This is a genomic window from Brachybacterium sp. (assembly GCF_052095815.1).
Classification (GTDB): domain Bacteria; phylum Actinomycetota; class Actinomycetes; order Actinomycetales; family Dermabacteraceae; genus Brachybacterium.
This window is the reverse complement of record NZ_JBQDLF010000007.1, coordinates 32,115-55,725: the sequence shown is the minus strand read 5'-3', so window position 1 is coordinate 55,725 and position 23,611 is coordinate 32,115. Positions and strand designations below refer to the sequence as shown.

The following is a 23,611-nucleotide window of genomic DNA, read 5'->3' as shown; positions in this document are numbered from 1 at the left end:
GGCCCGGCCCAGCATCCATGATCGGACGAGGAGTCATGTTGACGGGCCCGCATCCTCCAGATCGCTCGTGTCGAGGGCGATCTCGGGCAGTTCGTGGAGCTCATAGTCTTCCGGGTCCGCCTGCTCCGAAACGATGCCGACGGCAGCCAGCTCCTCCAACACCGTCTCGACGGGCGCGCCCCGCAAAGTGGCGACGGCCTGGGCAGACACCACCCCCGCCGCATAACCGGCGATCGCGCGACTGACCAGTCCCTGAGGCGCGCGAAGACGGTCGGAATCCGCTCGCAGCGTGGCGTAATGGTCAGCCCATCCAAAGCGCGCGGCCAAGTGGGGAGTACTCAGCACCTTCCATGAATCGTAGGTACTCGGGTCGATCGTGCCGGCGTCCCTCATCGCAATCGCTGCGATCACGGGTGACACAAGGAATCGCTGCACGACGTCAGACAGCGTGGCTGCCTCGGCATGATGTCCCTCGCCGAGGAAGGCGGTGAGCCCTGCGCGTGGGATCAGCAGGTGCCGGGCAAAGGCGTCGGCACGGACCTCTTCCGGCGAGCGCTCCGCGAGGTCCTCCGTCCAATCGCCGAACACCACATGAGCGAGCTCATGGGCGAGCATGCTGCGCTGACGCATCGGATGGCGAGTGCGGGCGACGCCGATGAAGGTCCGGTCTCGCACCGGGTCACGCATCGTCAGTCCGTGGGAGTCCGCTGGCGCATCCAGCACTGCGACATCGTGACCCGTGGTCTGCTCGATCAGTGCCACGAGGTCTCCGAGAGGTTGAACTCCCAGGCGATACTGCTGCCGGAATGCCTCAGCGGCCGTCTTGGCCTGCTGCTCCGCGCCGGCCATCAGAGCGCGGGGATCGCGTGGTCGTCGAGGTAGGCGTCGATCTCCATGTAGTGCAGGAGGCGCTGACGCATGGCATCCAAATCCTCGCCATTCGTCGAGCGGGCCGCGCATTGCACACGATCGGCCACGGCACTTCCGGTGAACTGGGCGACGGAGCACCCCACCGCATCGGCGATCAGGATGATCTCCGGCGTCTTGGCCGAACGCTTGCCTGTGAGGATGCGTTGCAAGGTGGGCTGCGAGAGGCCCGCCCTGTCCGCCAACTCACGCTGCGACAGACCAGCCGCAGTACGGGCGCTCTCGATCGAAGCAATCATCCTGTCCATCACCACGCCCCCTGAATCACTTTTCGAGTAGTGATTCACAGTATCGCCCAGCAGTCCCACAGTCCAGGTCCCCATCCGTTTCCTCACGGGTACAGATCTCACGCATCGACGACGCTGACGGCGCCAGAGGCACCCGGAGCCTCAGCCCGCCCCAGGTGCTACGGTGCGGAAATGGTCGACTCTGCTGTCCTCTCCGCGCTTCGCGTGTTCTCCGCAGAACCGGGCTGGGCGCAATTCAACACCCCCTCAAATCTCGCGAAGTCCATCTCCATCGAAGCGGCTGAGCTGCTGGAGCACTACCAGTGGGCGACGACGCGGAACTGGCGGAGGTCCGGGACGAGCTCGCGGACGTCCTCACCTACTGCTACCAGTTGGCGATGCGCCTGAACCTGGATCCTGATCAGATCGTGCTGGACAAGCTGGAGAAGACTCGGGTGAAGTATCCGGCGAACGCCCCCGCCCCGGAGCGCAGCAACGGTTCGAGGACGAGACCCTAGCTTGCGGCCGGGCTGCCCCCGCGGCCACCGGCCGACCTGCCCCGCACTCATCCCTCCGCGGAGGCGCCGAGTCCCGGGATCACCATCGTCTTGATCGCGAGCGGGTCGGTCTTGCCCTTCAGCAGCGCCTCCTCGACGTCGGCGAGGCCGAAGCGCCCGGTGATCAGCGAGTCCACGTCGACGGTGCCGGAGCTGATCAGGGCGATCGCGGCGGGCCAGGTGTTGACGTAGCGGAAGGTGCCGGTGAGGGTGATCTCCCGGTGCTGCATGAGCGCGATCGGCAGTTCGAGCCGTTCCCCGCCCATGCCCACCAGCACGGCAATCCCGCCGGGCCGGATGGTGGGGATCGCGGCGTCGATCGCGCGGGCGTTGCCGGAGGCGTCGATATAGCAGTCGAAGTGCTCCTCGAACTGCGAGAAGTCCGTCTGCGCCGGGTCGATCGCGCGGGTGACGCCGTGCGCCTCGGCGAAGCGTCGGCGGTTCTCGACGGGATCGGAGATGACAACCTCTGAGGCGCCGTAGGCCCGGGCCACCTGCGCGTTCAGCACGCCGATCGGGCCGGCGCCGGTGATCAGCACCTTGGAGCCTTCGGTGATCTTGGCCTTCCGCACGGCGTGCACGGCCACGGAGACCGGCTCTGCCATCGCGCCCTGCTCGAAGGTCATCTGCTCGGGCATGTCGTGGGCGAAGTCGTCGTCGATGATCTCGTAGTCGGAGAAGGAGCCGTCCACCGGCCAGGCTCCGTAGAACTCCACGGCCCGGCACAGGTGGTAGGACCCGCGCTTGCAGTACTCGCAGCGGCGGCAGACCGTCTGCGGTTCGACCGCGACGCGGGCACCGATCCGGGTCGCGGCAACATCTGCGCCGACGGCGACGATGGTGCCGGAGGATTCGTGGCCGAGGATCACCGGGCCCTTCACCACGAGGTCGCCGATGTTCCCGGTCTCGTAGAAGTGGGTGTCGGAGCCGCAGACGCCCACGGCTTCGACCTTCACCAGCACCTGGTTCCGGCCGAGCGCCGGGACGGGCACCTGGCGCAGCTCGATCTCGAGCGCCTCGGTGAGCACGCTCGCGGTCATCGTCTCGGGGGTGGTCGTCATCGTGCGGTCTCCTTCAGAGTGAGGTGTGGATGTGTGGTCGTCCGGGTGCGTGGTCGCGGGGGCGCTCATCCCTTGACCGTGCCTGCCGTCAGCCCGCCCACGATCCAGCGCAGGGAGAAGATGGCGAACAGGATGCCGGGGATGATCGAGACGATCGTGGCGGCGGCCATCGGGCCCCATTCGATGGACTGGTAGCCGATGTACTGCTGGAGTCCGGTGGTGATGGTCTGGGTGTTCTTCCCGGCCAGCACCAGCGGGATCATGTAGTTGTTCCAGGCCCAGATGAACGAGAGCATCAGGCTCGCTGCCAGGCCCGGGGCGATCAGGCGGAGCAGCACGTGGCGGAAGGCGGTCCAGCGGGTGCCGCCGTCGACCGCGACGGCTTCCTCGAGCTCGCTGGGCAGGTCCTCGATGAAGGAGCGCAGCATCCACACCAGCATCGGCAGGGTGACGATCTGGTAGGCGAGGATCAGGCCGAGGTAGTTGTCGGCCAGGCCTGTGCGCTGGAAGACGAGGTAGAGCGGCAGGATGATCAGCAGCTCCGGGGCGAAGCGCAGGGAGAGGATGCCGAAGCCGATGTTCTCCCGCCCGCGGAAGGAGAATCGCGCCAGGGCGTAGGCCGTGGGCAGTCCGATCACGAGGGTGAGCAGCAGCGAGCCGGCGGTGACGATGATCGAGTTCACGAACGGGTCGAGGAACTGGGAGCCGCTGAGCACGGACGCGTAGTTCTCGAGCGTCGGCGTGAAGAAGAACAGCGGCGGATTGGAGACCACCTGGGCGGGGGTCTTCAGCGACATCATGAAGATCCACACGATCGGGGCGAGCGCGAAGATCGACCAGGCCGTCAGCGCCGTGATCGCGAGCGCGTGACCGATCCGTCGGCGCCGGCGGCGACGCATGCTGCCGGAGTTGGCGGGTCGCCCGGAGTGGGTGGGAGCGGTGGATGTGCGCGGGGCGGTGTGGGTCATGCCGACATCTCCTTGCGTCGAGCCTTCAGCAGGAAGTACGAGATCAGGTAGCACAGCAGCCACAGCACGACGAGGATCGCCATCGCCGCGCCGAAGTTCATGTTGCGGATGCCTTCGAGGTAGGCCAGGACGTGCAGGTTCGTGGTCGCGTCGACCGGGCCGCCCTTGGTGGTGGTGTAGATGACGTCGAACATCTTCAGCGAGTCGATGCCGCGGAAGGCGATCACGACCACCAGCACCGGCATCACCAGCGGCAGGGTGATGGAGAAGAAGTTGCGCAGGGGGCCGGCGCCGTCGACGCCGGCGGCCTCGCGGATCTCGGTGGGGATGCTGCGCAGTCCGGCCTGCATCAGCAGCACCACGAACGGGGTGTAGAGCCAGACGTCCACCAGGATCACGGTGGCGAGCGCGGTATCCGGCCCGTTGAACCAGAGGAAGCCCTGGCCGATGGTGGATTCGAGCAGCCAGTTGGCCACGCCGTTCTCGGTGAGCATCACCTTCCACATCAGCGCTGCGATCACCGGCGGCAGCAGCAGCGGCAGCACGATGAGGATGCGGAAGAAGGAGCCGTAGGGGCCCATGTTCAGCAGGTAGGCGAGGCCGGTGCCGATGAGCACCTCGATGACCACGGCGCAGACGGCGTAGGTCAGGGTCACCAGGATCGCGTGGAGGCCGTCACCGGTGGTGAACAGCTCCAGGTAGTTCTGGTCGAAGTTGAAGGAGGGGCCGCCCTCGGTGAGGCGGTAGTCGGTGAAGGACCACCACACGCCGGTGAGGAAGGGGTACATGATCGCGATGAGGACCGCGATCCCCGGCAGCGCGAGGAGGTAGGGCAGGGATTTGCTGTGTCTCATGGTCGCTCCTCAATCCGCGATGATCGCGTTGATCTTCTCGGCGGCCTCGTCCATGGCCTCCTGCGGGCTCTGCTGGCCCAGCACCGCGGACTGGATCCGCACGGTCCAGGCGTCGCCGATCTCCGGGAAGCGGGACGAGGGGGTGTAGGCCCACTGGGCGTATTCGGCGAGGATCTCCTGCCACACCTCGTTGTAGTTGCCCCATTCGGCGGTGGCCGCGGTCATCTCCTCGCTCTCGGCGACGGAGATCCGGGTGGGGTTCATGTTCCCGTTCGCGATCGCGGTGGTGAGGAACTCCTTGGAGGTGGCCCACTGGATGAACTGCCAGGCGGCGTCCTTCTTGCGGGAGGCGCCGTTCATGCCCAGCGACCACACCCACATGCTCGAGCCGCGACCCTTCGGGCCGCTGGGCGGCAGGGAGTAGCCGACCTTCCCGCCGATGGGGCTCTTCTCGAAGTCCGGTGCCATGTGGTCGGCGTCGATGTAGAAGGCGGCGTTGCCGGAGATGAAGTCCTGCTGCGCCTCGTACCAGGTGTAGGTGCTGGCGGAGACCGGCGCGTACTGCATCAGCTGGACCCACTGCTCGACGGCGGCGACGTACTCGGTCGAGTTCACGGCCGCCTGGCCGCCGTCGATGTCGGTGGCGCCGTGGGCGAGGAAGAAGGTGCTGAAGGGGTTCAGGGTGGGGTAGGTCTTGTCGCCGCGGCTGACGAACCCGTTGATCTCGATCCCGTCCACCACGGTGCCGTGCAACTGCCCGGCGGCTTCGATCAGCTCGTCGATGGTGTCGGGGGCGGCGATCCCGGCGGCCTCGAGGATGTCCTTGCGATAGAAGAGGGCATAGCCCTCCTCATTGGCGGGGATGGCCCAGAGCCCGCCTTCGCCGGCGCCGCTGTACTCCGTCTGATCCCAGCGCAGGGACTCGATGAGTGCGGAGTAGAAGTCTGCGAAGTCCCAGTCCGGGGCGGTCTTGGTGGTGTCCTCCACCCAGGGCATGAGGTCCTCGATCCAGCCCGCTCACGCGTACTGGAAATTCATGGGCTGCGAAGACATGAAGGCGTCGTAGCTGCCGGAGCCGGACTGCAGCTCGGTGAGCAGCTTGACCATGTAGTCGGTCTCGCTGAGGGTCTCCAGGCTCACGGTGATGCCGGTGAGCTCCTCGAACTCCGGCAGATGCTCCCGCACCGCGATCGAGACGGGGTGCTCGCTCATGAGCAGGCTCAGCGACTCCCCCGAGAAGTTCTTCCAGTCGAAGGCGTCGACTGTTTTCGGAGCAGGGACCTCCGCGGTGCTGCTGCAGCCGGCGGCGAGCGCCGTCATGGCGGCGACACCGACAGCCACGGCGCTGCGCCGTGAGACTGCGATTTTTCCGGTGGGCATTCGTGTCCTCCCTTGGACAGCTGGCGAATCTGAGGAGCCGCCCGACAGTGGATGGCTCGCTTCCATTCCGCATGAGAGACTACCCACATGAGCACACCTCACGGAAAGAGTGCACATATGAGCACCTCGATGGATCTGCAGAGCCGGGTCCTGCACGCCTACGTCGCCGTGCAGCACCTCGGGCATGGCCGCCCGATCCTGGAGATCGCGGAGGAGGTGGGCCTGTCCCGCTTCGCCGTCTCGCGCATGGTCAAGCGCGCCCGCGAGCTGGGACTGGTGGAGGTGCGGGCAACGCTGGGAGACCCGGTGGACATCACGCTCTCGACCCAGCTGGCCTCGCAGTTCTCGCTGCGCTCCGCACTGGTGGTCGCGGTTTCGGGGACGACGGAGGACGACGTGCGCGGCGCGATCGCCGCGGTCACCGCGAAGTTCCTCCAGGACAACGTCAAGGACGGCGACATCATCGGCGCCACCCCCGGCCGCACGATGGTGCGCGCCTCACGCCTGGTGGACTCGCTCCCGACGGCCGACGTGGTCCAGCTGACCGGCGTGGGCAACTCGCGAGTGGAAGACGGCGTGGAGGCGGTGCTGAACCTCGGCCGAGCCTCGAGCGGCGAGACCTATCCCCTCTATGCACCCTTCCTCGCGGATCGACAGACCACCTCCACGATGCTCACCCACCCCTCCCTGCAACGCACGCTGCAGCGGTTTCGCCGGATCAGCCAGGCGTTCCTCACGATCGGCGGCTGGCCCGACTCCTCGCTGCTCGCCACGCAGGTCTCGGACTACGGGGACGAGCACCTTGTGAAGGATGTGGTCGCCGAGCTCGGTTCGACCCTGCTGGACGCCGACGGGCGCGACGTGAACGCCCTGGACGGCCGCCTGATCGGGATCTCGAGCGCCGAGCTGCAGGCCATCCCCCAGCGCGTCGCCATCGGCGGCGGTGCCGGCAAGCACGACGCGGTGCTCGCCGTGCTGCGGTCGGGGCTCGCGGATGTGGTGATCACCGATGTGGAGTCGGCGCGGTATGCGTTGGAGCGGGATGGGGAGGCGGGGTGATCCCGCGCCAGGGCTGCGTCGGCTCAGCCGTCCCGACGAATTGCCGAGCAGAGCCGGCCTGTCGATGAAGCGCACGTCGACGCTCCGTCAGCCGAGGTCGTTCAGCCCTTCTCGTCTCCTGCGTCGTGCAGCGCTCGATCGCGCACCTTCAGCACGTGGGACCGCATGGCATGTGCCGATGCGTCAGGGTCGCCGGTCGCGAGGGCATCGATGATCGCCTCGTGCTCGACGATCGCTTCGCGTACATCGGTCACTCCGCGGTGGACTGAGCGGCGCAGCCGATGGACGAGTGCGCCGAGGTCGTTGGAGATGCCGAGCAGGTAGCGGTTCCCGCTGTGGCGAATGATGACCTCATGGAACTCCTGGTCACGCGCGTAATACTCCGTAGTCAGCGCGATGTCCTTCTTCCCGTCGCCGAAGGCAGAGATCACCGCCTCGCCGGCCAGCCGATGTCGCTCCTGGGCAACCCGGAGCTCGGGAAGGAGTCCGTTCTCCGAGGACGCGGCGAGCCTGATGGCGGTGACCTCCAGCATGTCTCGCGCCTCGAACAGCTCCATGAGCTGATCGTGCTCCAAGGGCGGTGCCACTCGGTACCCCTTGTGCGTCTGCCGGGTCACGAGGCCGGTGCGTTCTAGCTGCACGAGCGCTTCGCGCACCGGCGTCGGCGAGACATCGAGCTGACGGGCGATCGTATCGATGGACAGACGAGTCCCCGGCGCGGTGTCGCCTCGCAGCAGCAGGTCAAGGACGCTGTCATAGACGTGCTCGCGCAGGTTTCGACGCACTGCGGAGCTCGAACGAAGTGCGAAGGTCCCGCTGCCCCCTACGAGGTCCTCGCTGGATTTCATGGCCACAGCGTAGCCGTCTCCGGAGCGCCGCCGCGCTCCCAGGATGTCCTCACCGCCGATTGACAGCCCCTCCAGTTCCTATATGATCTTCGATATACGAAGTCTCTCGTCGTGTCCCGGGACCGACGTCAAGGTCCCAGGACCGACGTCAAGAACCGGTCTCCGCGGATCCCGGCGCCAGCGAGAAGGCCCCTGCTCTCACCGTCGAGACCGCCGAACGGTCACGACGCCCACCCCACGCCACCACTGTTCTCACACCCATCACCCACGGACCACGACGCATCCCCTCACCGGGCTTCCGGCGCTGGACGTGGCGGTGGTCCGTTCACAGACAGCATCAACTCCAAGGAGCTCACCTATGCCCCCTTCGATCCGCACCATCGCCATCGTCGGCTCCGGTTACATGGGCGGCGGGATCGCACAGATCTTTGCCAAAGCCGGCTTCTCCGTGCTGATCGCAGATCAAAGCGCCGAGGTCGCCGCCAAGGCGTACGACCGGCTGGTGGAGGAAGCACGCGGTTTCGAAGAACGAAGCCTCTTCCCCGCCGGCTCCGCTGCTGCGATCGAGCAGAACCTCTCCCCCGCCCTGTCCGTGGAAGATGCTGTGGCCGCCGCCGACCTCGTCATCGAGGCGGTCTTCGAAGACGTCGCCGTGAAGACCGCGGTGCTCCAGCAGATCTCGGCCGCTGCACGGCCCACGACCATCATCGGCACGAACACCTCGACGATCTCCGTGAACACGTTGAAGGCCGCCGTATCGCACCCCGAGCGGTTCATGAACATCCACTTCTTCAATCCGGCCCCCTTCATCCCCGGCGCTGAACTCGTCGCGAGCGATGAGACGGAAGACTCCGTGGTCACCGCGGTCGTGGAGGTTCTGCGCCGCGCCGGCAAGCGGCCTGCCGTCGTCGGCGACACTCCCGGCATGGTCGTCAACCGGATCCAGTACGCCATGCTCAGCGAGGCCTTCCGGGTCGTCGACGAGGGCGTCGCCTCGATGGAGGCGATCGACACCCTGATCCGCAACAGCTTCGGATTCCGCCTGGGACTGGTGGGACCGTTCTCGATCGTCGACCAGGCAGGCGTCGACATCTACGCCAGCTGCTACGGCATCCTCGAGGAGGCCTTCGGCGAGCGCATGGCCACCCCGGAGTCCCTCACGACCGCGGTATCCGATGGCGTGAAGGGGACGAAGGTCGGCCGGGGCCTGCTCGGCGACTACGGCGACGAGGACCTCGCCGCGATGCGCGAGTACCGGGATCGCGCCTACGTGCAGATGGCACTTCTGCAGGATGAACTGGGCACTCCCCCCGGAGCTGGCGACCACCACCCCACGGCCTGACCTTCTCGACCCGCTGGGCTGCATCCCGGCGAAGTTTCTACCGCTGCGCCTCGCGCCAGCACGACCCCGATCAATGGAGACGACGTGTCACAAACTGCCCTCGCTGTCATCGAAAGCGACCCTTACGTTCGCGATCAGAGCAAGATCCTCGAACCACCCAAGGGCTGGCGCCCTTCCCTGCGCTTCCTGGGCCCAGGCATGGTCACCAGCGCTGCGGTGGTGGGCTCCGGTGAGCTGATCACGGCGACCGCACTGGGGGCGAAGGTCGGGTTCATCCTGCTGTGGATCATCCTGCTGTCGACCCTGGTCAAGGTGGGGGTGCAGATCGAGCTCGCACGCTGGTCGATCTCCACGGGCAAACCGTCGGTGACCGGGTACAACGACGTCTCGCCGAAGATCTTCGGCAGGAGCTGGATGTCCTACCTGGGGCTGCTGAACTTCTCTCAGGGGGTGATCGGGCAGGGCGGTGTGCTCGCCGCTGCGGCCTTCGCCTTCTCAGCCGCTCTCCCCGTCCTCGGGGCGCCGCTGTCGGCGGCATCGCTCGCTTTCTGGATCATCGTGATCGTCGCCATCACCATCGGGATCCAGATCTCGAACAACTACGAGCTCGTCGAGCGGATCTGCACCGTCCTGGTCATCCTGGTCACCGGATGCGTCGTCGCGCTGACGATCGGAGTGCAGTTCACCGAGTTCTCCTGGACCCTGATGGACGTCGGAGGGGGACTCTCGTTCCAGCTCTCCGCAGGTGCCATGGGCTTCGCCCTGGCCGTCTTCGGCTTCACGGGAATCGGTGCGGACGAGATCACCAAGTACACCTACTGGTGTGTGGAGAAGGGGTACGCCGCATGGAGCGGACCCAACGACGGATCCGACGAGTGGGCGACGCGCGCACGCGGCTGGATCTCCGTCATGAAGAAGGACGCCTGGCTGTCATGGGCCGTCTACACCCTCTCCACCATCGCCTTCTACGTGCTCGGGGCAGCGGTGCTGCACCCGCAGGGCCTCGAACCGGAGGGCACCGATGTCATCACGACGCTCTCCCGCACCTTCACCGACACCCTCGGCCCGTGGGCTGAGGTCTTCTTCCTGGTCGGCGCCGGCATCGCGCTCTTCAAGACGGTGCTCGCGAACACTCCGGGCTTCGCTCGCCAGATGACCAACACGTTGGCGGTCTTCGGAGCGTTCGACTGGAATGATCCGGTCGCTCGGAATCGCTGGTTGAAGATCTTCATCATCGGCCTGCCGATCGTCTGGGGCGCCTTCGCGTACGGGATGCAGGCGCCGCTGGCGATGGTCCTGATCGCCGGCATCATCAACGCGTTCTGGCTGATGGCGATCGTGATCGCAGTGGTCTATCTCCACCGCACCCAGACGGACCCGCGACTCCGGGACGGACCGCTGTTCACACTGTACTTCGCGATCTCGGCAGTCGTCGTCTTCGGCGTCGGCGTCATGACCCTGCTCGATCAGTTCTGAGACCCCGACCACTGGCGGGTGCGGCGGCGCAGCGTGCCGCCGCACCCGCGCGTGGTCTCACGCCAGAAGGACGGAACACAGATGCAATCCGACGCCCTCGCACTGAACTGTTCGCTCGCACTGCGAGATGTCGATCCGGCCGACCGCGCCACCACCGCGGCGGCGCTCGGCTACGCGACCGTGGAGTACTGGTGGCCGTTCGCCGAGCAGACGCCCACGACGGCAGGGATCCGCACCTTCGTCGACTCCGTTCACCGCTCTGAACTTCCCGCCGTGCTCCTGAACTTTCCCGGCGGCGGGCCCGAGGTCGAGGACCGCGGCCTGCTGAGCGTCCCCGGGAAGGAGGACGACTTCCTCCGGGCCGCGGAGACGGCGATCGGCATCGGCCGACAGATCGGGACCACCTTCTACAACCCGATGGCCGGGAACATCGGTGCCGCATGGGTGGAGGGCTCGCGGGAGTTCGAGACGGCGCTGGGCAACCTGCTCCGCATCGCGCCCCTGGTCGCCGACGCCGGGGCGCAGATCGTCCTCGAGCCGCTGTCCGGCTTCCCCGACGCAGCGTTGAAGACCTTCGCTGATGCGCAGGGTCTCGTGCGGGCAGCCCGCGCGGAGGGCGCACACAATGTCTCGATCCTCTACGACGTCTTCCATGCAGCGATGAATGCGGATCCCGCCGTTCCCGGCGCGATCCCCGCGATCGAGCTGATCGGGCACGTCCAGGTCGCCGATGCCCCAGGGCGCGGTTGGCCCGGCACCGGCGACCTGCCACTGCTGAGCTGGCTCGGTGACCTGCGTGCGGCCGGCTACACAGGTCTGATCGGCCTCGAATGCCTCGGCGAGGAGCCGCGGCCCACTCATCGGGCCTTCGCGGGGACGTGAGCGGCGCTCGGGTCGGGGCAGTCAGCTGCCGCAGCTCTGAGACGTCTTCGTCCTCGATTGGGGACGTCAGCTGGAAGCCAGGCGATGGGGCAGGTCGCCCACGCTCGCTCACCTGCCAATGCGCACTCTTGCACCTGTCGTCGCAGCGAAGGTCGACGACGACAGCGAGGTGACCGCAGCTGCGACCTGCATGGGGACAGGCTCCAGTACTGAAGCGGAATAGACCAGCTCCACGTCGTTGACCCGGATTCCGTCGGTTGCGTAGTCATCCGCCAAGCGACTCTCAACGCTCTCTGAGTCCGCGCCGTCATCCGCGTGTGACACGACGACGACCCGCCCGCCTCGCGGGGCGAGCGCCAGATAGCGTCGCACAGCGTCGATGGTCCGCGCCACGGAACCCTCGCCGGTCGCGACGACGAGCACGTCGACACCTCCGAACTCCCGAGCCGCAGTCTCCGCGGCCCGAGCCAGCTGTTCGGTATCCTGCGCGTCTCCTGACACCCCGTGCCACGAAGCTGAAGAGAATTGCGAGGTCACGTCGGGGCTGGCATCCACGCCCACGACGGCCGCGCCCTGCGCCAGCAGCAATTCCGCGCACGCCCGCCCGATCTCGGTGGCAGCCCCGACCACGACGGCGACCTCGCCTTCGAACTCGGGCCGAGCTTTGGCCGAGCGGAGCTTGGCCTGCTCCAGCGACCAGTACTCGACGTCAAAGCTCTCTTCCTCACCGAAGGACGTGTACGACGTAGCCCTGTCCGCCGCGTCAATGATGTCCATAGTGTGCAGTGCGATGTCGCGGGCGACACCGGCCTTCGTAGTCGTCGTCCCGGCGGTGAGCATGCCCCACTCAGGATCGAAGATGACACGCGGCGCACCGTCTAGAGGGGTGACGTCCCCGATCCGGTGAGCATTCGCGTCGACGTACCGGCGATAGTTCTTGGCGTATGCCTGCACGTCCCGGCCGATCTGCGGGACCCGCTTCGTGTGTATGACGTGCTCCGCGGTGGCGGTTCCGCGAGAAGATCGTTCTTCGATGCCCGATCGCGCGGCGTACTCGGCAGCGCGGGCGGACGCCGACTGGTGCAGGATCGCCGGGCTGCCCATGACGGCGGACAGATCTCGCCGCATCGCGGCGATCTCGAGCGCGTCCCCTCGGCGCTCGATATCCTCGCCGGGGTTGCCCCAAGCGGGGTCGCTCAAGGCCGCGGAGGCCGTGGCGACGAGCTCGCGATGGCGGGTGAGCGCCTCTTCGGGGTCATCGGAGAAAGTGAAGAGTCCGTGGTTGGACAGGACGATCGCGTCGATGTCCCCGGAGACGATCTCGCTGCGTGCCGCGATCTGCAGCGCGAGATCGAATCCCGGCTTCACGTAGGGCAGGACCATCAGTCGGTCGCCCAGGACCCCCAGCACGCGTGCCTCGCTGTCCGGCTGGTTCGTAAGCGCGACGATGGCATCCGCATGCGAGTGGAGGACTACTCGGGACGGGATGTACGCATGGAGAAGGGCCTCAATCGAAGCGGTCGGTGCTGAGGACTCCAGGGATGCTTGGCGCAGTTCATTGACCATCTGTGCGTCGGTGAGCGAGTCGCACGCCAGCACCTCGAGGAGCCGCTCACGTCGCAATGGTGCGAAGCCCGCCGGCTCGATCGTCGCGAGGTCCCACCCGCTGCCCTTTACCCAGATCGTCTCGACTTCGGCACCGGTGACATCTCTCGAGGTGCCCTTGATCGAGGTGTTCCCGCCGCCGTGCAGCACGAACGTCGGATCGGATCCCAGCTCCTTCGACAGACGAGTGATGGTCTCCAGCGCGTTCCCTACAGACTGACGGTTCATGACGACTCCTTCCGTGCCGTCCTCACGGCACTGATCGACTTCTGACTGCAGCCCGCCCTCGGCCGCTGGCTCGACGTGCTCAGATCACTCGCTCGTTACCGCCATCCACCGGCACCTGGGCGCCGGTGGTGCAGGCGAAGGTCCCACCGGCCATCTCACGCACCATGCGGCCCACGGATCTGCTGGTCACCTCGGTGCCGAGCAGGTTGCGACGCTTGTACTCCTCCACCGTCATCCCGTAGTGATCGGCGCGCTTGGCCAGCAGCTCCGGAGTCCACAGCGCAGTATCGAAGACAGCATCGGGGTGGACCAGGTTCACGCGGATCCCGTCCGGTGCCCACTCCAGCGCGGCCACTCGCGACAGCTGAGTGAGGGCCGCTTTGGAGGCGGAGTACGCCGCCGCGCCCGGGCCGGGTGCCGCAACGTTCTTCGAAGCGACGACGACCACCCGACCGCCGCCCGGGGATTCCTTGAGCAGCGGGTGGACCAACCCGTAGAGCTCGGCGGCGGAATCAACGTTGATGTTCATGGTGCGCCGCCAGGCCGATGGGTCTAGCTCAACCAGGTGCTGCGCCGCAGGGAAGATGCCCGCTGCGAGGACCACGATGTCCAGTCCGCCGAACTGCTCGATGCCCTCTGCGAGCGCTTTGTGCTGAGCGCCGGGTTCGGTGACGTCCACCTTCAGCCCCAGCCAGTTGGGGGAATCGAAGGTCTCGGTGACCGAAGCGGAGATGTCCCATCCGATCACGACGGCTCCTGCTTCGAGCAACTCAGCGGCGCACGCCCGGCCAATGCCGGAGGCTGCACCGGTGACGACGGCCACCCGGCCGGCAAGCGGCTCGGAGATTTCCGTACGTGCCAGCTTCTCGTGCTGTGGTGCCCAGTACTCCAGATCGAACACGTGCCCGGCATCCGCCGGCTCGTAACCGCCGAGATCCTGGGCGTCGCTGATCGTCTCCATCGTGTGGCGGTAGATGTCTTGAACCTTCGCCGCCTCGCGCGCGTTCCGGCCTGCCGTGAGGAGACCGAATTCGGGGTCCAAGACGACCCTCGGTGCAGGGTCATGCTGTGTGAGGTCAGTGCCGCGGCGGTGCCGGTTCGTCGAGAAGTAGTCCTCGTACTGGCTCGAGTAGGCGGCGAGATCAGCGCCCACCATAGGGACCCGTCCGGTCCAGATGACGTGGTCGGGCGTCATCGGCCCTTTGCAGGCGGCGTCGAGTAGCGACTCATCGGTGAGAAAGCGTGCCACCTGCTCGTCCGCAGCGCGGCGCACGATGAGCGGCCGTCCAGCGCGCTCGCTCAGCTGCCGACGCAACGCAGCGATCGAGGTTCCCTTCACCTCGGGCAAGGGCGTCACGGCGGACGGCGTCCGACGCCTCTGGGCACGGTAGTTCTCGGCGCGTCCGGCGAGAGCTAGGTGCCGGTCCAGAGCTTCCTCTAGGGTCGCGCCGACAGTGAAGAGGCCATGCTGGAGGACGACGATCCCCTCGAGGGAGTCCTGGCGATCGCCGCAGGCGTGCCAAGCCATCTGCACCGCCGCTCCGAGTTCCGGACCGGGCATGGCGTAATCGACCACGAGCACGCTCTCCCCCAGCGCAGCCTCGATCAAGGCTGCTCCGTCCGGGGTGTTCGACAGCGCGAGGATTGCATCGGAATGGGAGTGGAGGACTGCAGGGTGAGGGAGGAGCGCGTGAACGAGCGTCTCGACACTCGGGTCCGGGGCAGAGGAGCGGAGAAGGGCAAGTCTCAGCTCATCGGCGAGCTCCAGATCGCCGAGCTCGGTGGGCGGGAGCAGCTCGCGCACGCGATCGAGCCGCAGGGGCGCAAACCCATCGGCCTCAATCGTCGCGAGGTCGTGGCCACTCCCTTTGACCATGAGCGCGGGGACGTCGCGGCCCGTGACGTCGCGCCACGTCACCTTCACCGACGTGTTGCCACCGCCGTGAAGGGTGAGATCCGGGCGCCGCCCCAGCACACGTGAGACCTCGACGAGCTTGCCTAAGAGCGCTTCTGCGCTAGATTCCAGCTGGCCTGCCATGTCTCTCCTCGTTGTTCCTTGAGCGATCGGCGGAGCGTGCGTCTCGCGAACTGTCGGGCTCACGACCGGATCAGAGGCGCTGCCCGACGCTTCCTCTCGGAGAACCCGACGCGACGAACGTGTTACATACCAACACTTGTCACAGTATCTGTTAGCTGGAATCCTCACAAGGTGAGCGGCGAGCAGACCGCACCGGACCCAGCATCCAACGTTTGGCGGGATCGTGAGCGCTCACCTGAGTACCGCACGTTTTCGTGCGATGGAATGCGGTAACGCCCGGTCGGTCGCCACGAGGCTCAACGCTCGGCAACGTGCTGATGCCGCATCCTCCAGCGGATGTACTGTCCGGGCATCAACGCCATCGTGATGAGTTAGTACAGTCAGGTCGTACCACGTATCACACGTTCTACCTTCGGGCCTCGTCGCCTAAGACATCGAGACCGCGGCCCAGTGGCGGGCCTCGCGCTTACTCGAAGTTCCGGTGACGGGCCGCGAGACTGCCAAAATCCTTCCCGCTGCGATCGACGAGCTCGAGCACAAGCAGGTCGAAGGCCACCTGCACGCATTGCTCGAACAAGCTGCCCATCGGTTGGATCGATGGGACGAGGTCGCCCGTTCCCCGGTACACAGACGCTGGGACACTCAGCACAACATCCGCCGCGCGCGGGGTATCCGCTTCCGGTACACCGGTGACCACGACCGTAGTCGCTCCCGTGGCACGGATCTGCTCGAAGACGTAGTCAAGGTGGCCGATCGTTCCCGGGCCGTTCACGAGGATGAACACGTCCCTCTCTTCGACCGCGGGAGTGGTGTCGTCCCATCCCCAATGGGTCTCGAGCCCGAGGTGGACGAGGCGCATCGCGAACCCGCGTGCCGCGAGGCCCTCGCGGCCGACCCCCAGCACAAACGCCCTGTTCGCTCCGTTGATCGCGTCCGCAACAGCGTCGAGCTGGGAAGGGTCGAGGCGGGAGAGTACCTGCCCGATCTCCGTCGCCACGGTTTCGCCTCGGGCACGGTACGAGTTCACTGTGCTGCCCCGCTCTCCACGAGGTCCTCGGAGGCGTCCGCAGGCTGCGGTGCGAGCGGGGTCCCTGCCGCGCTCTTGCGGTCGGCACGCAGCTCGCGGGCTCGGTGGACCCCCATGATGACGAGGAGCGCGGCGCCCCAGATGAAGGTCTTCATGAACGGGTCGAAGCGCATGATCGTGAAGGCGCTCGAAAGGGACTGCAGCAGGACGATCGCGATCACGAGGTTCCCAACTTTGCCTCGCCCGCCGAATGGGTTGAAGCCGGCGAGGACCACGACGAGGATTGCCTGCAAAAGATACGTCTCTCCGAAGCCCACGCGGACGGAGTTGACGCGGGAAACCATGATCATCGCCGCCAGCCCGACGATGAGGCCGATGAGGATGTAGGTGAGGATGACGATGCGCTCATTGCGTGCGCCGGTGAAACGCAGCGCCACGTCGTTGTCGCCGTAGAGGTACATCCTTCGCCCGGACCGAGTCCGCTTCAGAACCTGGCTCACCACGAGATAAGCCACGACCATGATCACGAAGATAATGGGGATATTGCCGACTGTGAGGACTCCCAGCTGTGCGAAAGCCGGGATCTTCACTGGCACGCTGTTGCCGTCGGTGAGGACCATGCCGACCCCCGCGAAGAACACGAACGTGCTGAGTGTGGCTAGGATCGGCGGGATGGAGGCCTTGGCGATCAGCAGACCATTCAGCAGGCCGCAGAGCATGCCCGTGATCAGCATCGCCGCGACGCCGAGGGTCATCACGAGGTTCTGATTGGCGTCGGTCAGCGGGATCACGTCGCCGGCAAGGAACTTGGTTCCCACGATCCCGGCGAGGACAGCCGCCGAGACCACTGAGAGGTCAATGCCGCCCAGCAGCATGGCGAGCGCCATCGCGAGGGCAAGGAGTCCGAACTCCGCCATCTGCGTCCCCATGGACTGCAGGTTCCGCTCGGACAGAAAGGCCGGACCGATGACGACGAGGAGGATACCGATCGTCACCACAGTGAGCACGCCCAGCACGGAGAGATCGCGGTCGCTCCTGAAGACTTCGGTGATTCGGTTCATGGAATGTCTCCTGATTCCCTGGTCACGCGGTCGCGAAGACGAGGTTGCGTCGGTCGTTGGCTCGCTGGCGGCGGTACATGACCGTCAGGCTGATGAGAAGGATCCCTCCGAAGAACAGGTTGTTCCAGGAAGAGCTGAGGCCGAGGAACACCAGGGTGGTCTGGAAGAGCTCCAGCACAACAACGCCCAGCACGGCACCGAGGATCGTCCCCTGACCGCCGGTGAGTTTGGCCCCTCCGATGACGACCGCGGCGATGATCATGAGTTCCGTTCCGATCAACGACGTGGGGTTCGTGTATTTGATCTCGGAGAAGTACATGATCCCGGCCAGGCCCGAGACGGCACCGGAGAACGAATAGGCGAAGAGCTTGGTGCGCAGCATCCCGATTCCGAGGCGGGACGCCGACTCCTCGCTCGAGCCCATGGCGAACACGGACCGGCCCAGCATGGTGCGGTAGAGGATGAACCAAATAATGATCAGGACGACTACGACGAGGAGCACGGAGATCGTCAACCCGTAGGTGCGCCCGTCGGTGCCGAATCTGAGCAGGTCGGTTGATCCGTACTGGATCATCGACGTCGGCATCTGTGCTTCGGCGAAGTTCTTCGTCCCGACGAGGACGGCCATCAAGCCAAGAAATGCGCTCATGGTTCCCAAGGTGACGATCAATGCGGGCAGTCGCAGAGCGTGCACCAGCAGGCCATTGAGTGCGCCAAGAAGCACGCCGATCACACCGGCCATGAGGAACGCGAAGACTATGTTGTCCACCTCGAGGGCGAACATCGTGAGCACCGACAGGTAACCCGAGATCAGCGCCACGGCGGTGATCGAGACGTCGATACCGCCAGACAGGAGGACGACGAGCACTCCGAGCGCCAGCAGCATGGTGCTAGACCCGCCCTGGAGCATGTCGAACAAGGTCTCGAAGCTGAGGAACAACGGGTTCTTGATCGCGACGACGACCACGTAGACCACGATGATCGCCAGCAGGTACTTCTCCATCGTGGTCGCTCGGCGATTCATGATTCGCTGGAACGGGGAGATCTTCATGGGTGCTTTCCTCCAGGAATCTCAGCGGATTCGGGTTCGGCGACGACACCGGCAAGGCGCTGTTCGAAGTCTGGCTCGGCACGGTCCTCCTCATCGAAGGAGGCGATGATGTCGCCGTCGTACATCACGACTACGCGGTTGCAGTTCGCCACGATCTCCTCGGGCTCGTCAGAGATCAGAATGACCCCGATCCCCTGTGCGGCGAGCTGCTGGATCTGGCCATAGATCTCCGACTTCGAACCGATGTCGATGCCGACCGTGGGGCTGTCGAGGATCAGGACCTGGGGGTTCGTGGCGAGCCACTTACCGATCACGACCTTTTGCTGGTTTCCGCCGGAGAGGTTGCCGACGATCGAGTCGATGTTCTTGTTGTTCACGCCCATCTCGTGCACGGTCTTCTGGGCGAGGGCGCGCTCCGCCTTCACATTGACGAAGGGCAGCTTGCCCAGCAATTGGTCGAGGCGTGAGGAGGAGACGTTCCGGACGGTGGGCTGAGCGAGGAAAAGCCCTTCGACGGACCGGTCCTCTGGCACCAGCGCGATGCCATGTCCGATGGCGTCCCACGGCTCGCGGATAGCGACCTTCTTCCCCCGGACCAGGATCTCTCCGGAGTCAGGCCGGTTCAATCCGAAAAGACTCAGCGCCAGTTCGGTGCGCCCTGCCCCCAGCAACCCGGTGATGCCCAGGATATCGCCGGGACGGACGTGAAGGTCGATGTCCTTGTAATTGTCCTGACGGGTCAGGCCCCGCAGCTCAAGCAGCGGCGATTCGTCGTCATCCTCTGGCGTCGCGGCGCGGTGATACGGCGTATGCAGAACTTCCCGTCCTGTCATGTGGAAGCTCAAGGACGCGGAGTTCAACTCACTGGCCGCGAAGTCCCCAACCTTCTTGCCGTCTCGGAAGATCGTGATGCTATCGGCGACCTCGAATACCTCGTCGAGCTTGTGGCTGATGAAGACGATCGCCAGGCCCTCTGCTTTGAGCTCTCGGACAATGGTGAGCAGCCGCCGGACCTCTGTGGAGGTCAGTGCGGTGGTGGGCTCATCCATGAACAGGATCCGGGCATCCATGCTCAGCGCGCGAGCGATGGCGACCAGCTGCCTATTCGCGACCGAAAGGGAGCTGGCCGGGTCTTCCAGCGGCAGATCGACGCCGATGCGGGCGAGCTGCTCTGCGGCGATCTGCCGCATATGGGACGACTTCACAAATTTTGATCCGTGATGGAGCATCCAGTTGATCGCGATGTTCTCCGCCACCGAGAGATGGTCGAACAGCGCGAGGTCCTGATAGATGACCTGCACACCAGCCGCGATAGCCGCACGCGGGTCGTGCTCGGAGATCTCATGCCCGTTGACCGTGACGCTGCCGTTGGATGCCCGGTAGACCCCCGAGACAATTTTGACGAAGGTGGATTTGCCACTGCCGTTCTCACCGGCGAGACAGCGGATCTCCCCTTCATTGATCGACAGCGTGACGTCATCGAGAGCGCGGACCTCGCCGAACGCGATCGAAAGGTTCTCCGCCACGAGGATTGGTGTGCTCAACGGGCCCTCTTTTCTACGGGTAGCTACGTATCGGGATACCGGGGGTAAACGAATCCCGGAGCACTTCCCGATATCAATCGACTCCGACTCTTCCCCTATTGATGCGTCAGAAGGGGTAGTCCCCGTCCGGGAACTGACCCTTCTCGAGCATCATGATGGCGTCACCCACGATGAGCTGATCCTCGACCGTCACTGCGTCGTAGCCCTCCTGCTGCAGATCGATTCCGCCCTCGATCGACTCGCCCTTGAGCATCATGAGCGCGACGACATTGGATGCGTACCCGACGGCCGCCGGGTCCCAGGTTTGGGCGGAGTACATCCACCCTTCCTCGAGGTACGGTCCGGCCACGGAGGGAAGAGACAAGCTGGACATCGTGACGTCCTTGTTGTTCTTCTCTTTGAGCACAGTCGCCATGCTGGCACCTGCAGAGACAGAACCGTTGACGAACCCCTTGAGGTCTGGGTAGGCGCTGAGGATCTCCAGTGCGTTGGAGCGAGCGGCGGCGTTGTCGTTGTTGTCCTCGTATGGCTGCTCGGTCACTGCGGTGATGTCGGGATGGTTCGCCTCGAGATAGGCGACTCCCGCGTTGTACCAGGCCATGTGGGTTTCCGAAGTGAGCGAGCCGACCATTCCGACAAACTGGCCCGAACCCTCCATGCCCTCGGCGAGCTTCTCGAACATCTTCTCGCCGAACACGACGTTGTCGAAGGCCTCGACGTCGTAGTCGACAGCGTCAGTCCCGGCCAGTGCAGGCGCTTCGTGCGAGATCACGATGATTCCACCGTCACGAGCCTTGGTGAGCGACGGGATGAGCGCCTGCGGATCGTTCGGGACGACGACGATTGCATCAACCCCCTGGGCAATGAGGTCCTCGATGATCTGGACCTGCTTGGCAGCGTCCTCTGTATCGGGGCCGATCTGCCACGCATCGACATCGTCGTTGTCTGCGTTGAATTGGTCGACGCCATTAGCCATCGCCTGGAACCAGCTGATGCCCTCCACCTTCGGCACCGTAGCGATCTTGAAGGGTCCGGCATCGGCACCCCGCTCGCCCTGTGAGTCGCCTCCACCATCGGTGGTTGTGCCGCATGCACCCAAGGTCACTGCGGCGCCTGCGACGGCGAAGGTTCCGATAACACTGCGACGGGAACGAAGCTTCATGACCCGGTTCTCCCTTGAACAAGTCGAACGACTGAATGCGATACATCGTGTGATGTATCAGGTGCGTCACATTAGCCAGACCCCACCGTGGACGCAAGGGTTGCCACAGGAGCTGGCTACGAGAACCACTCACCACCAGGCGCTCAATGCGCCTCGGACCTGGCGCTTTAGTGCCCCCGGCGGTAGAGCCTCGCCACCCCCCGACGGACAACTGTTACAACATTGAGACGAGTGTTGCACTTGGGTCCAATCTGTAACAGAGTTGTCGCTCGTCACCGACACCGCAGTCGGCACCGTGCGTTTCTACGAGGCGCGGTGAACAGCTCTGGTCCGTGCAACGCCGCAGGACCGTACGAAAGGAACTCGCAGATGCCGCAGGTCGTCTCCTTCGGAGCCCATATCGCCGACGCCCTCGGTTGGCCCTTCACCGCGGTGCCTCCCGGCCAGCAGCTCGCCTTCCTCGAAAAGATCAAGTTCACCGTGGCAGGGACCGCAGCGGCACCATCGGTCAACCTCGCCAAGCTGGGCGTCGAAGTCGCCACCGTCGGGCGCATCGGTCGCGACACCATCGGCGACTTCATCCGCACCACGATGGACAGTTACGGAGTGGATACCAGTCATCTGATCGAAGACCCGGATCTCCAGAGCTCCTCGAGCCAGCTCCTCATTCGCGACGACGGCTCTCGGCCCGCGTTGCACGTGATCGGGGCGAACGCGGCCCTGACCGAGGACGATGTCCCCTGGGACATCGTTGCGCAGGCGGATGTATTCCATCTTGGCGGCACTTTCGTGCTCCCCGCTCTGGACGGTGAACCAAGCGCACGAGTGCTCCGTCGCGTGAAGGAACTCGGGGTGACCACCACGATGGACTTCCTGATGAGCCCTAGGCCCGACGCCCAGGAACTGGTGGCTCCCTGCCTCCCCTACGTGGACTACCTCATGCCCAACATCGAGGAAGCCGGATGGCTCGCCGGCACGGAGGACAGGGAACAGATCATCCGGTGGATGCACGAAGCTGGCGCCGGATGCACAGTGCTCACGATGGGTGAGGAGGGTGTGAGCGTCGCGCCCAATGGAGAGGCCGAGACGGTCCTTCCCGCGTATGTGATCGACGTTGTCGATACCACGGGCTGTGGGGACGCCTTCACCTCCGGTTTCATATCAGGTTTGCTCTCGGGATTCGACCCTATCCAAGCAGCGGAACGCGGCCTGGCCTGCGGGAGCTTGGTCGCGACTGGGCTGGGCTCGGACGCCGGTATCGTGGACCTCGAGCAGGTCGAAACGTTCCGCACCACCCAGCCGCGGCTGGCGGGCTGAATGGCTGGACCTTTTCCCCCCTGCTGGGCCCGAGTGATCAGGACGTTCATATGCCGCAAGATTCACCGCTGAACGGTGCAGACGATGATCTCGGGGCGTCCGCGCCCCTATCCAAAGCGGCACGCCTCGAGTACATCAAAGACGCGGTAACCAGCCAAGGCTTCGTCAACGTCGACGATTTAGTCCAGGCTCTCGGTGTCAGCAGGATGACCGTGCACCGGGACCTGGATGCGCTCCAGGAATCCGGTGCGCTGCGCAAGGTGCGCGGGGGCGCTTCCGCCCACCGTTCGACCAAGTTCGAGAGCGACCTGCACTACCGCAAGATGGCAGCGATGGATGAGAAACGGAAGATCGCGAAGGCTGCTGCGGAGCTGTCCGGCGTCGGCGACGTGGTGATCATCGATGACTCCACGACCGCGCTAGAGGTCATCCCGCATCTCGGGCCCCCTCCGATGACGGTGATCAGCAACTTCCTTCCTGCGTTGAAGCAGCTCTGCGCGATGCCGAAGATGAACGTGATCAGCCTTGGTGGAGAGTTCGTAGCGCAATATGCCGCATTCTTCGGCATCATCTGCGAGGAAAACCTGAAGGGCCTCCGCGCTGACGTTCTCTTTGCCTCAACGTCGTCCTTGAACGGCAACATGCTTTACCACCAAGACCAGCGTGTGGTCGCCGTCAAGCGGGCGATGATCGCTTCGGCTGAGCGGCGCGTGCTTCTAATCGACCACACTAAGGTAGGCCAGACCGCGCTCTATCGCCTCTGCGAGGTCAACGAATTCACGCATGTCGTGGTGAGCGATAGAGTCGCGGACTCGCAGGTCAAGGCTTTGGAAGAGTTGGGCGTGACGGTCATCGTCGCCTGAGTAGCAGCGCATCTGGCCCGAGACGTCATGCCAACTCCCCCGCCCGTCCTCGGCCAGATACGTCCGGGCCTCGTCTCTACCCCCGGAGTTCAGTGCAGGCGACATCGTTCTCGTGCGCGTAGGCCGGCCCGTCG

At 65.2% G+C, this 23,611-nt stretch carries 22 protein-coding genes; 7 read left to right on the top strand and 15 right to left on the bottom strand.

What is annotated here, in order from left to right:
- Positions 1-33: 33 nt before the first annotated feature.
- Both ACTH43_RS04660 and ACTH43_RS04655 read right to left on the bottom strand, forming a co-directional pair.
- Positions 34-762, bottom strand: a complete 729-nt coding sequence (locus tag ACTH43_RS04660) for an ImmA/IrrE family metallo-endopeptidase (RefSeq protein ID WP_441443756.1) — start codon at positions 760-762, stop codon at positions 34-36.
- A gap of 86 nt (positions 763-848) precedes the next feature.
- Positions 849-1,250 carry a helix-turn-helix domain-containing protein gene (locus tag ACTH43_RS04655; RefSeq protein WP_441443755.1) on the bottom strand — a complete coding sequence of 134 codons (402 nt, stop codon included), beginning with the start codon at positions 1,248-1,250 and terminating at the stop codon, positions 849-851.
- A 227-nt stretch (positions 1,251-1,477) separates the two neighbouring features.
- On the opposite strand from ACTH43_RS04655, the gene ACTH43_RS04650 reads away from it, so the two are divergent.
- On the top strand, positions 1,478-1,672 hold the full coding sequence (locus ACTH43_RS04650) for a MazG-like family protein (protein ID WP_441443754.1): 195 nt from the start codon (positions 1,478-1,480) through the stop codon (positions 1,670-1,672).
- A gap of 47 nt (positions 1,673-1,719) precedes the next feature.
- Here ACTH43_RS04650 and ACTH43_RS04645 read toward each other — a convergent pair whose 3' ends face one another.
- The 5 genes from ACTH43_RS04645 to ACTH43_RS04625 form a co-directional block, all read right to left on the bottom strand.
- On the bottom strand, positions 1,720-2,772 hold the full coding sequence (locus ACTH43_RS04645; RefSeq protein ID WP_441443753.1) for an NAD(P)-dependent alcohol dehydrogenase: 1,053 nt from the start codon (positions 2,770-2,772) through the stop codon (positions 1,720-1,722).
- A 65-nt stretch (positions 2,773-2,837) separates the two neighbouring features.
- Positions 2,838-3,740, bottom strand: coding sequence for a carbohydrate ABC transporter permease (locus ACTH43_RS04640; protein WP_441443752.1), 903 nt, complete (start codon positions 3,738-3,740; stop codon positions 2,838-2,840).
- Positions 3,737-4,594 (bottom strand): carbohydrate ABC transporter permease, encoded by an 858-nt coding sequence (locus tag ACTH43_RS04635; RefSeq protein ID WP_441443751.1) that lies wholly within the window; start codon positions 4,592-4,594, stop codon positions 3,737-3,739. The genes ACTH43_RS04640 and ACTH43_RS04635 overlap by 4 nt, the downstream gene beginning before the upstream one ends.
- Before the next feature lie 9 nt (positions 4,595-4,603).
- Positions 4,604-5,602, bottom strand: coding sequence for an extracellular solute-binding protein (locus tag ACTH43_RS04630; RefSeq protein ID WP_441443820.1), 999 nt, complete (start codon positions 5,600-5,602; stop codon positions 4,604-4,606).
- Positions 5,603-5,611: 9 nt separating this feature from the next.
- Positions 5,612-5,974 carry a hypothetical protein gene (locus ACTH43_RS04625; protein ID WP_441443750.1) on the bottom strand — a complete coding sequence of 121 codons (363 nt, stop codon included), beginning with the start codon at positions 5,972-5,974 and terminating at the stop codon, positions 5,612-5,614.
- Between the two features lie 117 nt (positions 5,975-6,091).
- On the opposite strand from ACTH43_RS04625, the gene ACTH43_RS04620 reads away from it, so the two are divergent.
- A complete protein-coding gene (locus ACTH43_RS04620; protein ID WP_441443749.1) occupies positions 6,092-7,033 on the top strand; it encodes a sugar-binding transcriptional regulator in 942 nt (313 codons plus the stop codon).
- Between the two features lie 101 nt (positions 7,034-7,134).
- Here the strand turns inward: ACTH43_RS04620 and ACTH43_RS04615 are convergent, their stop codons facing one another.
- Positions 7,135-7,881, bottom strand: a complete 747-nt coding sequence (locus tag ACTH43_RS04615) for a GntR family transcriptional regulator (RefSeq protein WP_441443748.1) — start codon at positions 7,879-7,881, stop codon at positions 7,135-7,137.
- Positions 7,882-8,239: 358 nt separating this feature from the next.
- Here ACTH43_RS04615 and ACTH43_RS04610 point away from each other — a divergent pair, with 358 nt between their 5' ends.
- The 3 genes from ACTH43_RS04610 to ACTH43_RS04600 all read left to right on the top strand — a co-directional run bounded on the left by ACTH43_RS04610 (position 8,240) and on the right by ACTH43_RS04600 (position 11,581).
- Positions 8,240-9,223, top strand: coding sequence for a 3-hydroxyacyl-CoA dehydrogenase family protein (locus ACTH43_RS04610; protein WP_441443747.1), 984 nt, complete (start codon positions 8,240-8,242; stop codon positions 9,221-9,223).
- Positions 9,224-9,307: 84 nt separating this feature from the next.
- The gene (locus ACTH43_RS04605; protein WP_441443746.1) at positions 9,308-10,699 is read left to right on the top strand and encodes an Nramp family divalent metal transporter; all 1,392 of its coding nucleotides are present in this window, start codon (positions 9,308-9,310) and stop codon (positions 10,697-10,699) included.
- An 81-nt stretch (positions 10,700-10,780) separates the two neighbouring features.
- Positions 10,781-11,581 carry a TIM barrel protein gene (locus tag ACTH43_RS04600; RefSeq protein WP_441443745.1) on the top strand — a complete coding sequence of 267 codons (801 nt, stop codon included), beginning with the start codon at positions 10,781-10,783 and terminating at the stop codon, positions 11,579-11,581.
- Between the two features lie 108 nt (positions 11,582-11,689).
- Here ACTH43_RS04600 and ACTH43_RS04595 read toward each other — a convergent pair whose 3' ends face one another.
- From ACTH43_RS04595 to ACTH43_RS04565, 7 genes are all read right to left on the bottom strand, one after another.
- Positions 11,690-13,414 carry an SDR family NAD(P)-dependent oxidoreductase gene (locus ACTH43_RS04595; RefSeq protein WP_441443744.1) on the bottom strand — a complete coding sequence of 575 codons (1,725 nt, stop codon included), beginning with the start codon at positions 13,412-13,414 and terminating at the stop codon, positions 11,690-11,692.
- A gap of 79 nt (positions 13,415-13,493) precedes the next feature.
- Positions 13,494-15,452, bottom strand: coding sequence for a bifunctional aldolase/short-chain dehydrogenase (locus tag ACTH43_RS04590; protein WP_441443743.1), 1,959 nt, complete (start codon positions 15,450-15,452; stop codon positions 13,494-13,496).
- 466 nt (positions 15,453-15,918) lie between these two features.
- Entirely contained in the window at positions 15,919-16,449 is a 531-nt protein-coding gene (locus tag ACTH43_RS04585; RefSeq protein ID WP_441443742.1) for an SIS domain-containing protein, read from the bottom strand.
- A gap of 26 nt (positions 16,450-16,475) precedes the next feature.
- A complete protein-coding gene (locus ACTH43_RS04580) occupies positions 16,476-17,540 on the bottom strand; it encodes an ABC transporter permease (RefSeq protein WP_441443741.1) in 1,065 nt (354 codons plus the stop codon).
- 22 nt (positions 17,541-17,562) lie between these two features.
- Entirely contained in the window at positions 17,563-18,591 is a 1,029-nt protein-coding gene (locus tag ACTH43_RS04575) for an ABC transporter permease (protein ID WP_441443740.1), read from the bottom strand.
- On the bottom strand, positions 18,588-20,135 hold the full coding sequence (locus ACTH43_RS04570) for a sugar ABC transporter ATP-binding protein (protein WP_441443739.1): 1,548 nt from the start codon (positions 20,133-20,135) through the stop codon (positions 18,588-18,590). Before ACTH43_RS04570 ends, ACTH43_RS04575 begins: the two co-directional genes overlap by 4 nt.
- Positions 20,136-20,241: 106 nt before the next feature.
- Positions 20,242-21,297 carry a substrate-binding domain-containing protein gene (locus tag ACTH43_RS04565; RefSeq protein WP_441443738.1) on the bottom strand — a complete coding sequence of 352 codons (1,056 nt, stop codon included), beginning with the start codon at positions 21,295-21,297 and terminating at the stop codon, positions 20,242-20,244.
- Positions 21,298-21,729: 432 nt separating this feature from the next.
- On the opposite strand from ACTH43_RS04565, the gene ACTH43_RS04560 reads away from it, so the two are divergent.
- Positions 21,730-22,614 carry a carbohydrate kinase family protein gene (locus ACTH43_RS04560; protein WP_441443737.1) on the top strand — a complete coding sequence of 295 codons (885 nt, stop codon included), beginning with the start codon at positions 21,730-21,732 and terminating at the stop codon, positions 22,612-22,614.
- A 50-nt stretch (positions 22,615-22,664) separates the two neighbouring features.
- A complete protein-coding gene (locus ACTH43_RS04555) occupies positions 22,665-23,477 on the top strand; it encodes a DeoR/GlpR family DNA-binding transcription regulator (RefSeq protein ID WP_441443736.1) in 813 nt (270 codons plus the stop codon).
- Positions 23,478-23,611 lie beyond the last annotated feature (134 nt).

Bases quoted from the DNA above. Each gene is read 5' to 3' on its own strand.
- ACTH43_RS04655 (WP_441443755.1), bottom strand. From the start codon at position 1,250: ATGGGGACCTGGACTGTGGGACTGCTGGGCGATACTGTGAATCACTAC.
- ACTH43_RS04645 (WP_441443753.1), bottom strand. From the start codon at position 2,772: ATGACGACCACCCCCGAGACGATGACCGCGAGCGTGCTCACCGAGGCG.
- ACTH43_RS04640 (WP_441443752.1), bottom strand. From the start codon at position 3,740: ATGACCCACACCGCCCCGCGCACATCCACCGCTCCCACCCACTCCGGG.
- ACTH43_RS04635 (WP_441443751.1), bottom strand. From the start codon at position 4,594: ATGAGACACAGCAAATCCCTGCCCTACCTCCTCGCGCTGCCGGGGATC.
- ACTH43_RS04625 (WP_441443750.1), bottom strand. From the start codon at position 5,974: ATGCCCACCGGAAAAATCGCAGTCTCACGGCGCAGCGCCGTGGCTGTC.
- ACTH43_RS04620 (WP_441443749.1), top strand. From the start codon at position 6,092: ATGAGCACCTCGATGGATCTGCAGAGCCGGGTCCTGCACGCCTACGTC.
- ACTH43_RS04615 (WP_441443748.1), bottom strand. From the start codon at position 7,881: ATGAAATCCAGCGAGGACCTCGTAGGGGGCAGCGGGACCTTCGCACTT.
- ACTH43_RS04610 (WP_441443747.1), top strand. From the start codon at position 8,240: ATGCCCCCTTCGATCCGCACCATCGCCATCGTCGGCTCCGGTTACATG.
- ACTH43_RS04600 (WP_441443745.1), top strand. From the start codon at position 10,781: ATGCAATCCGACGCCCTCGCACTGAACTGTTCGCTCGCACTGCGAGAT.
- ACTH43_RS04595 (WP_441443744.1), bottom strand. From the start codon at position 13,414: ATGAACCGTCAGTCTGTAGGGAACGCGCTGGAGACCATCACTCGTCTG.
- ACTH43_RS04590 (WP_441443743.1), bottom strand. From the start codon at position 15,452: ATGGCAGGCCAGCTGGAATCTAGCGCAGAAGCGCTCTTAGGCAAGCTC.
- ACTH43_RS04580 (WP_441443741.1), bottom strand. From the start codon at position 17,540: ATGAACCGAATCACCGAAGTCTTCAGGAGCGACCGCGATCTCTCCGTG.
- ACTH43_RS04575 (WP_441443740.1), bottom strand. From the start codon at position 18,591: ATGAAGATCTCCCCGTTCCAGCGAATCATGAATCGCCGAGCGACCACG.
- ACTH43_RS04565 (WP_441443738.1), bottom strand. From the start codon at position 21,297: ATGAAGCTTCGTTCCCGTCGCAGTGTTATCGGAACCTTCGCCGTCGCA.
- ACTH43_RS04555 (WP_441443736.1), top strand. From the start codon at position 22,665: ATGCCGCAAGATTCACCGCTGAACGGTGCAGACGATGATCTCGGGGCG.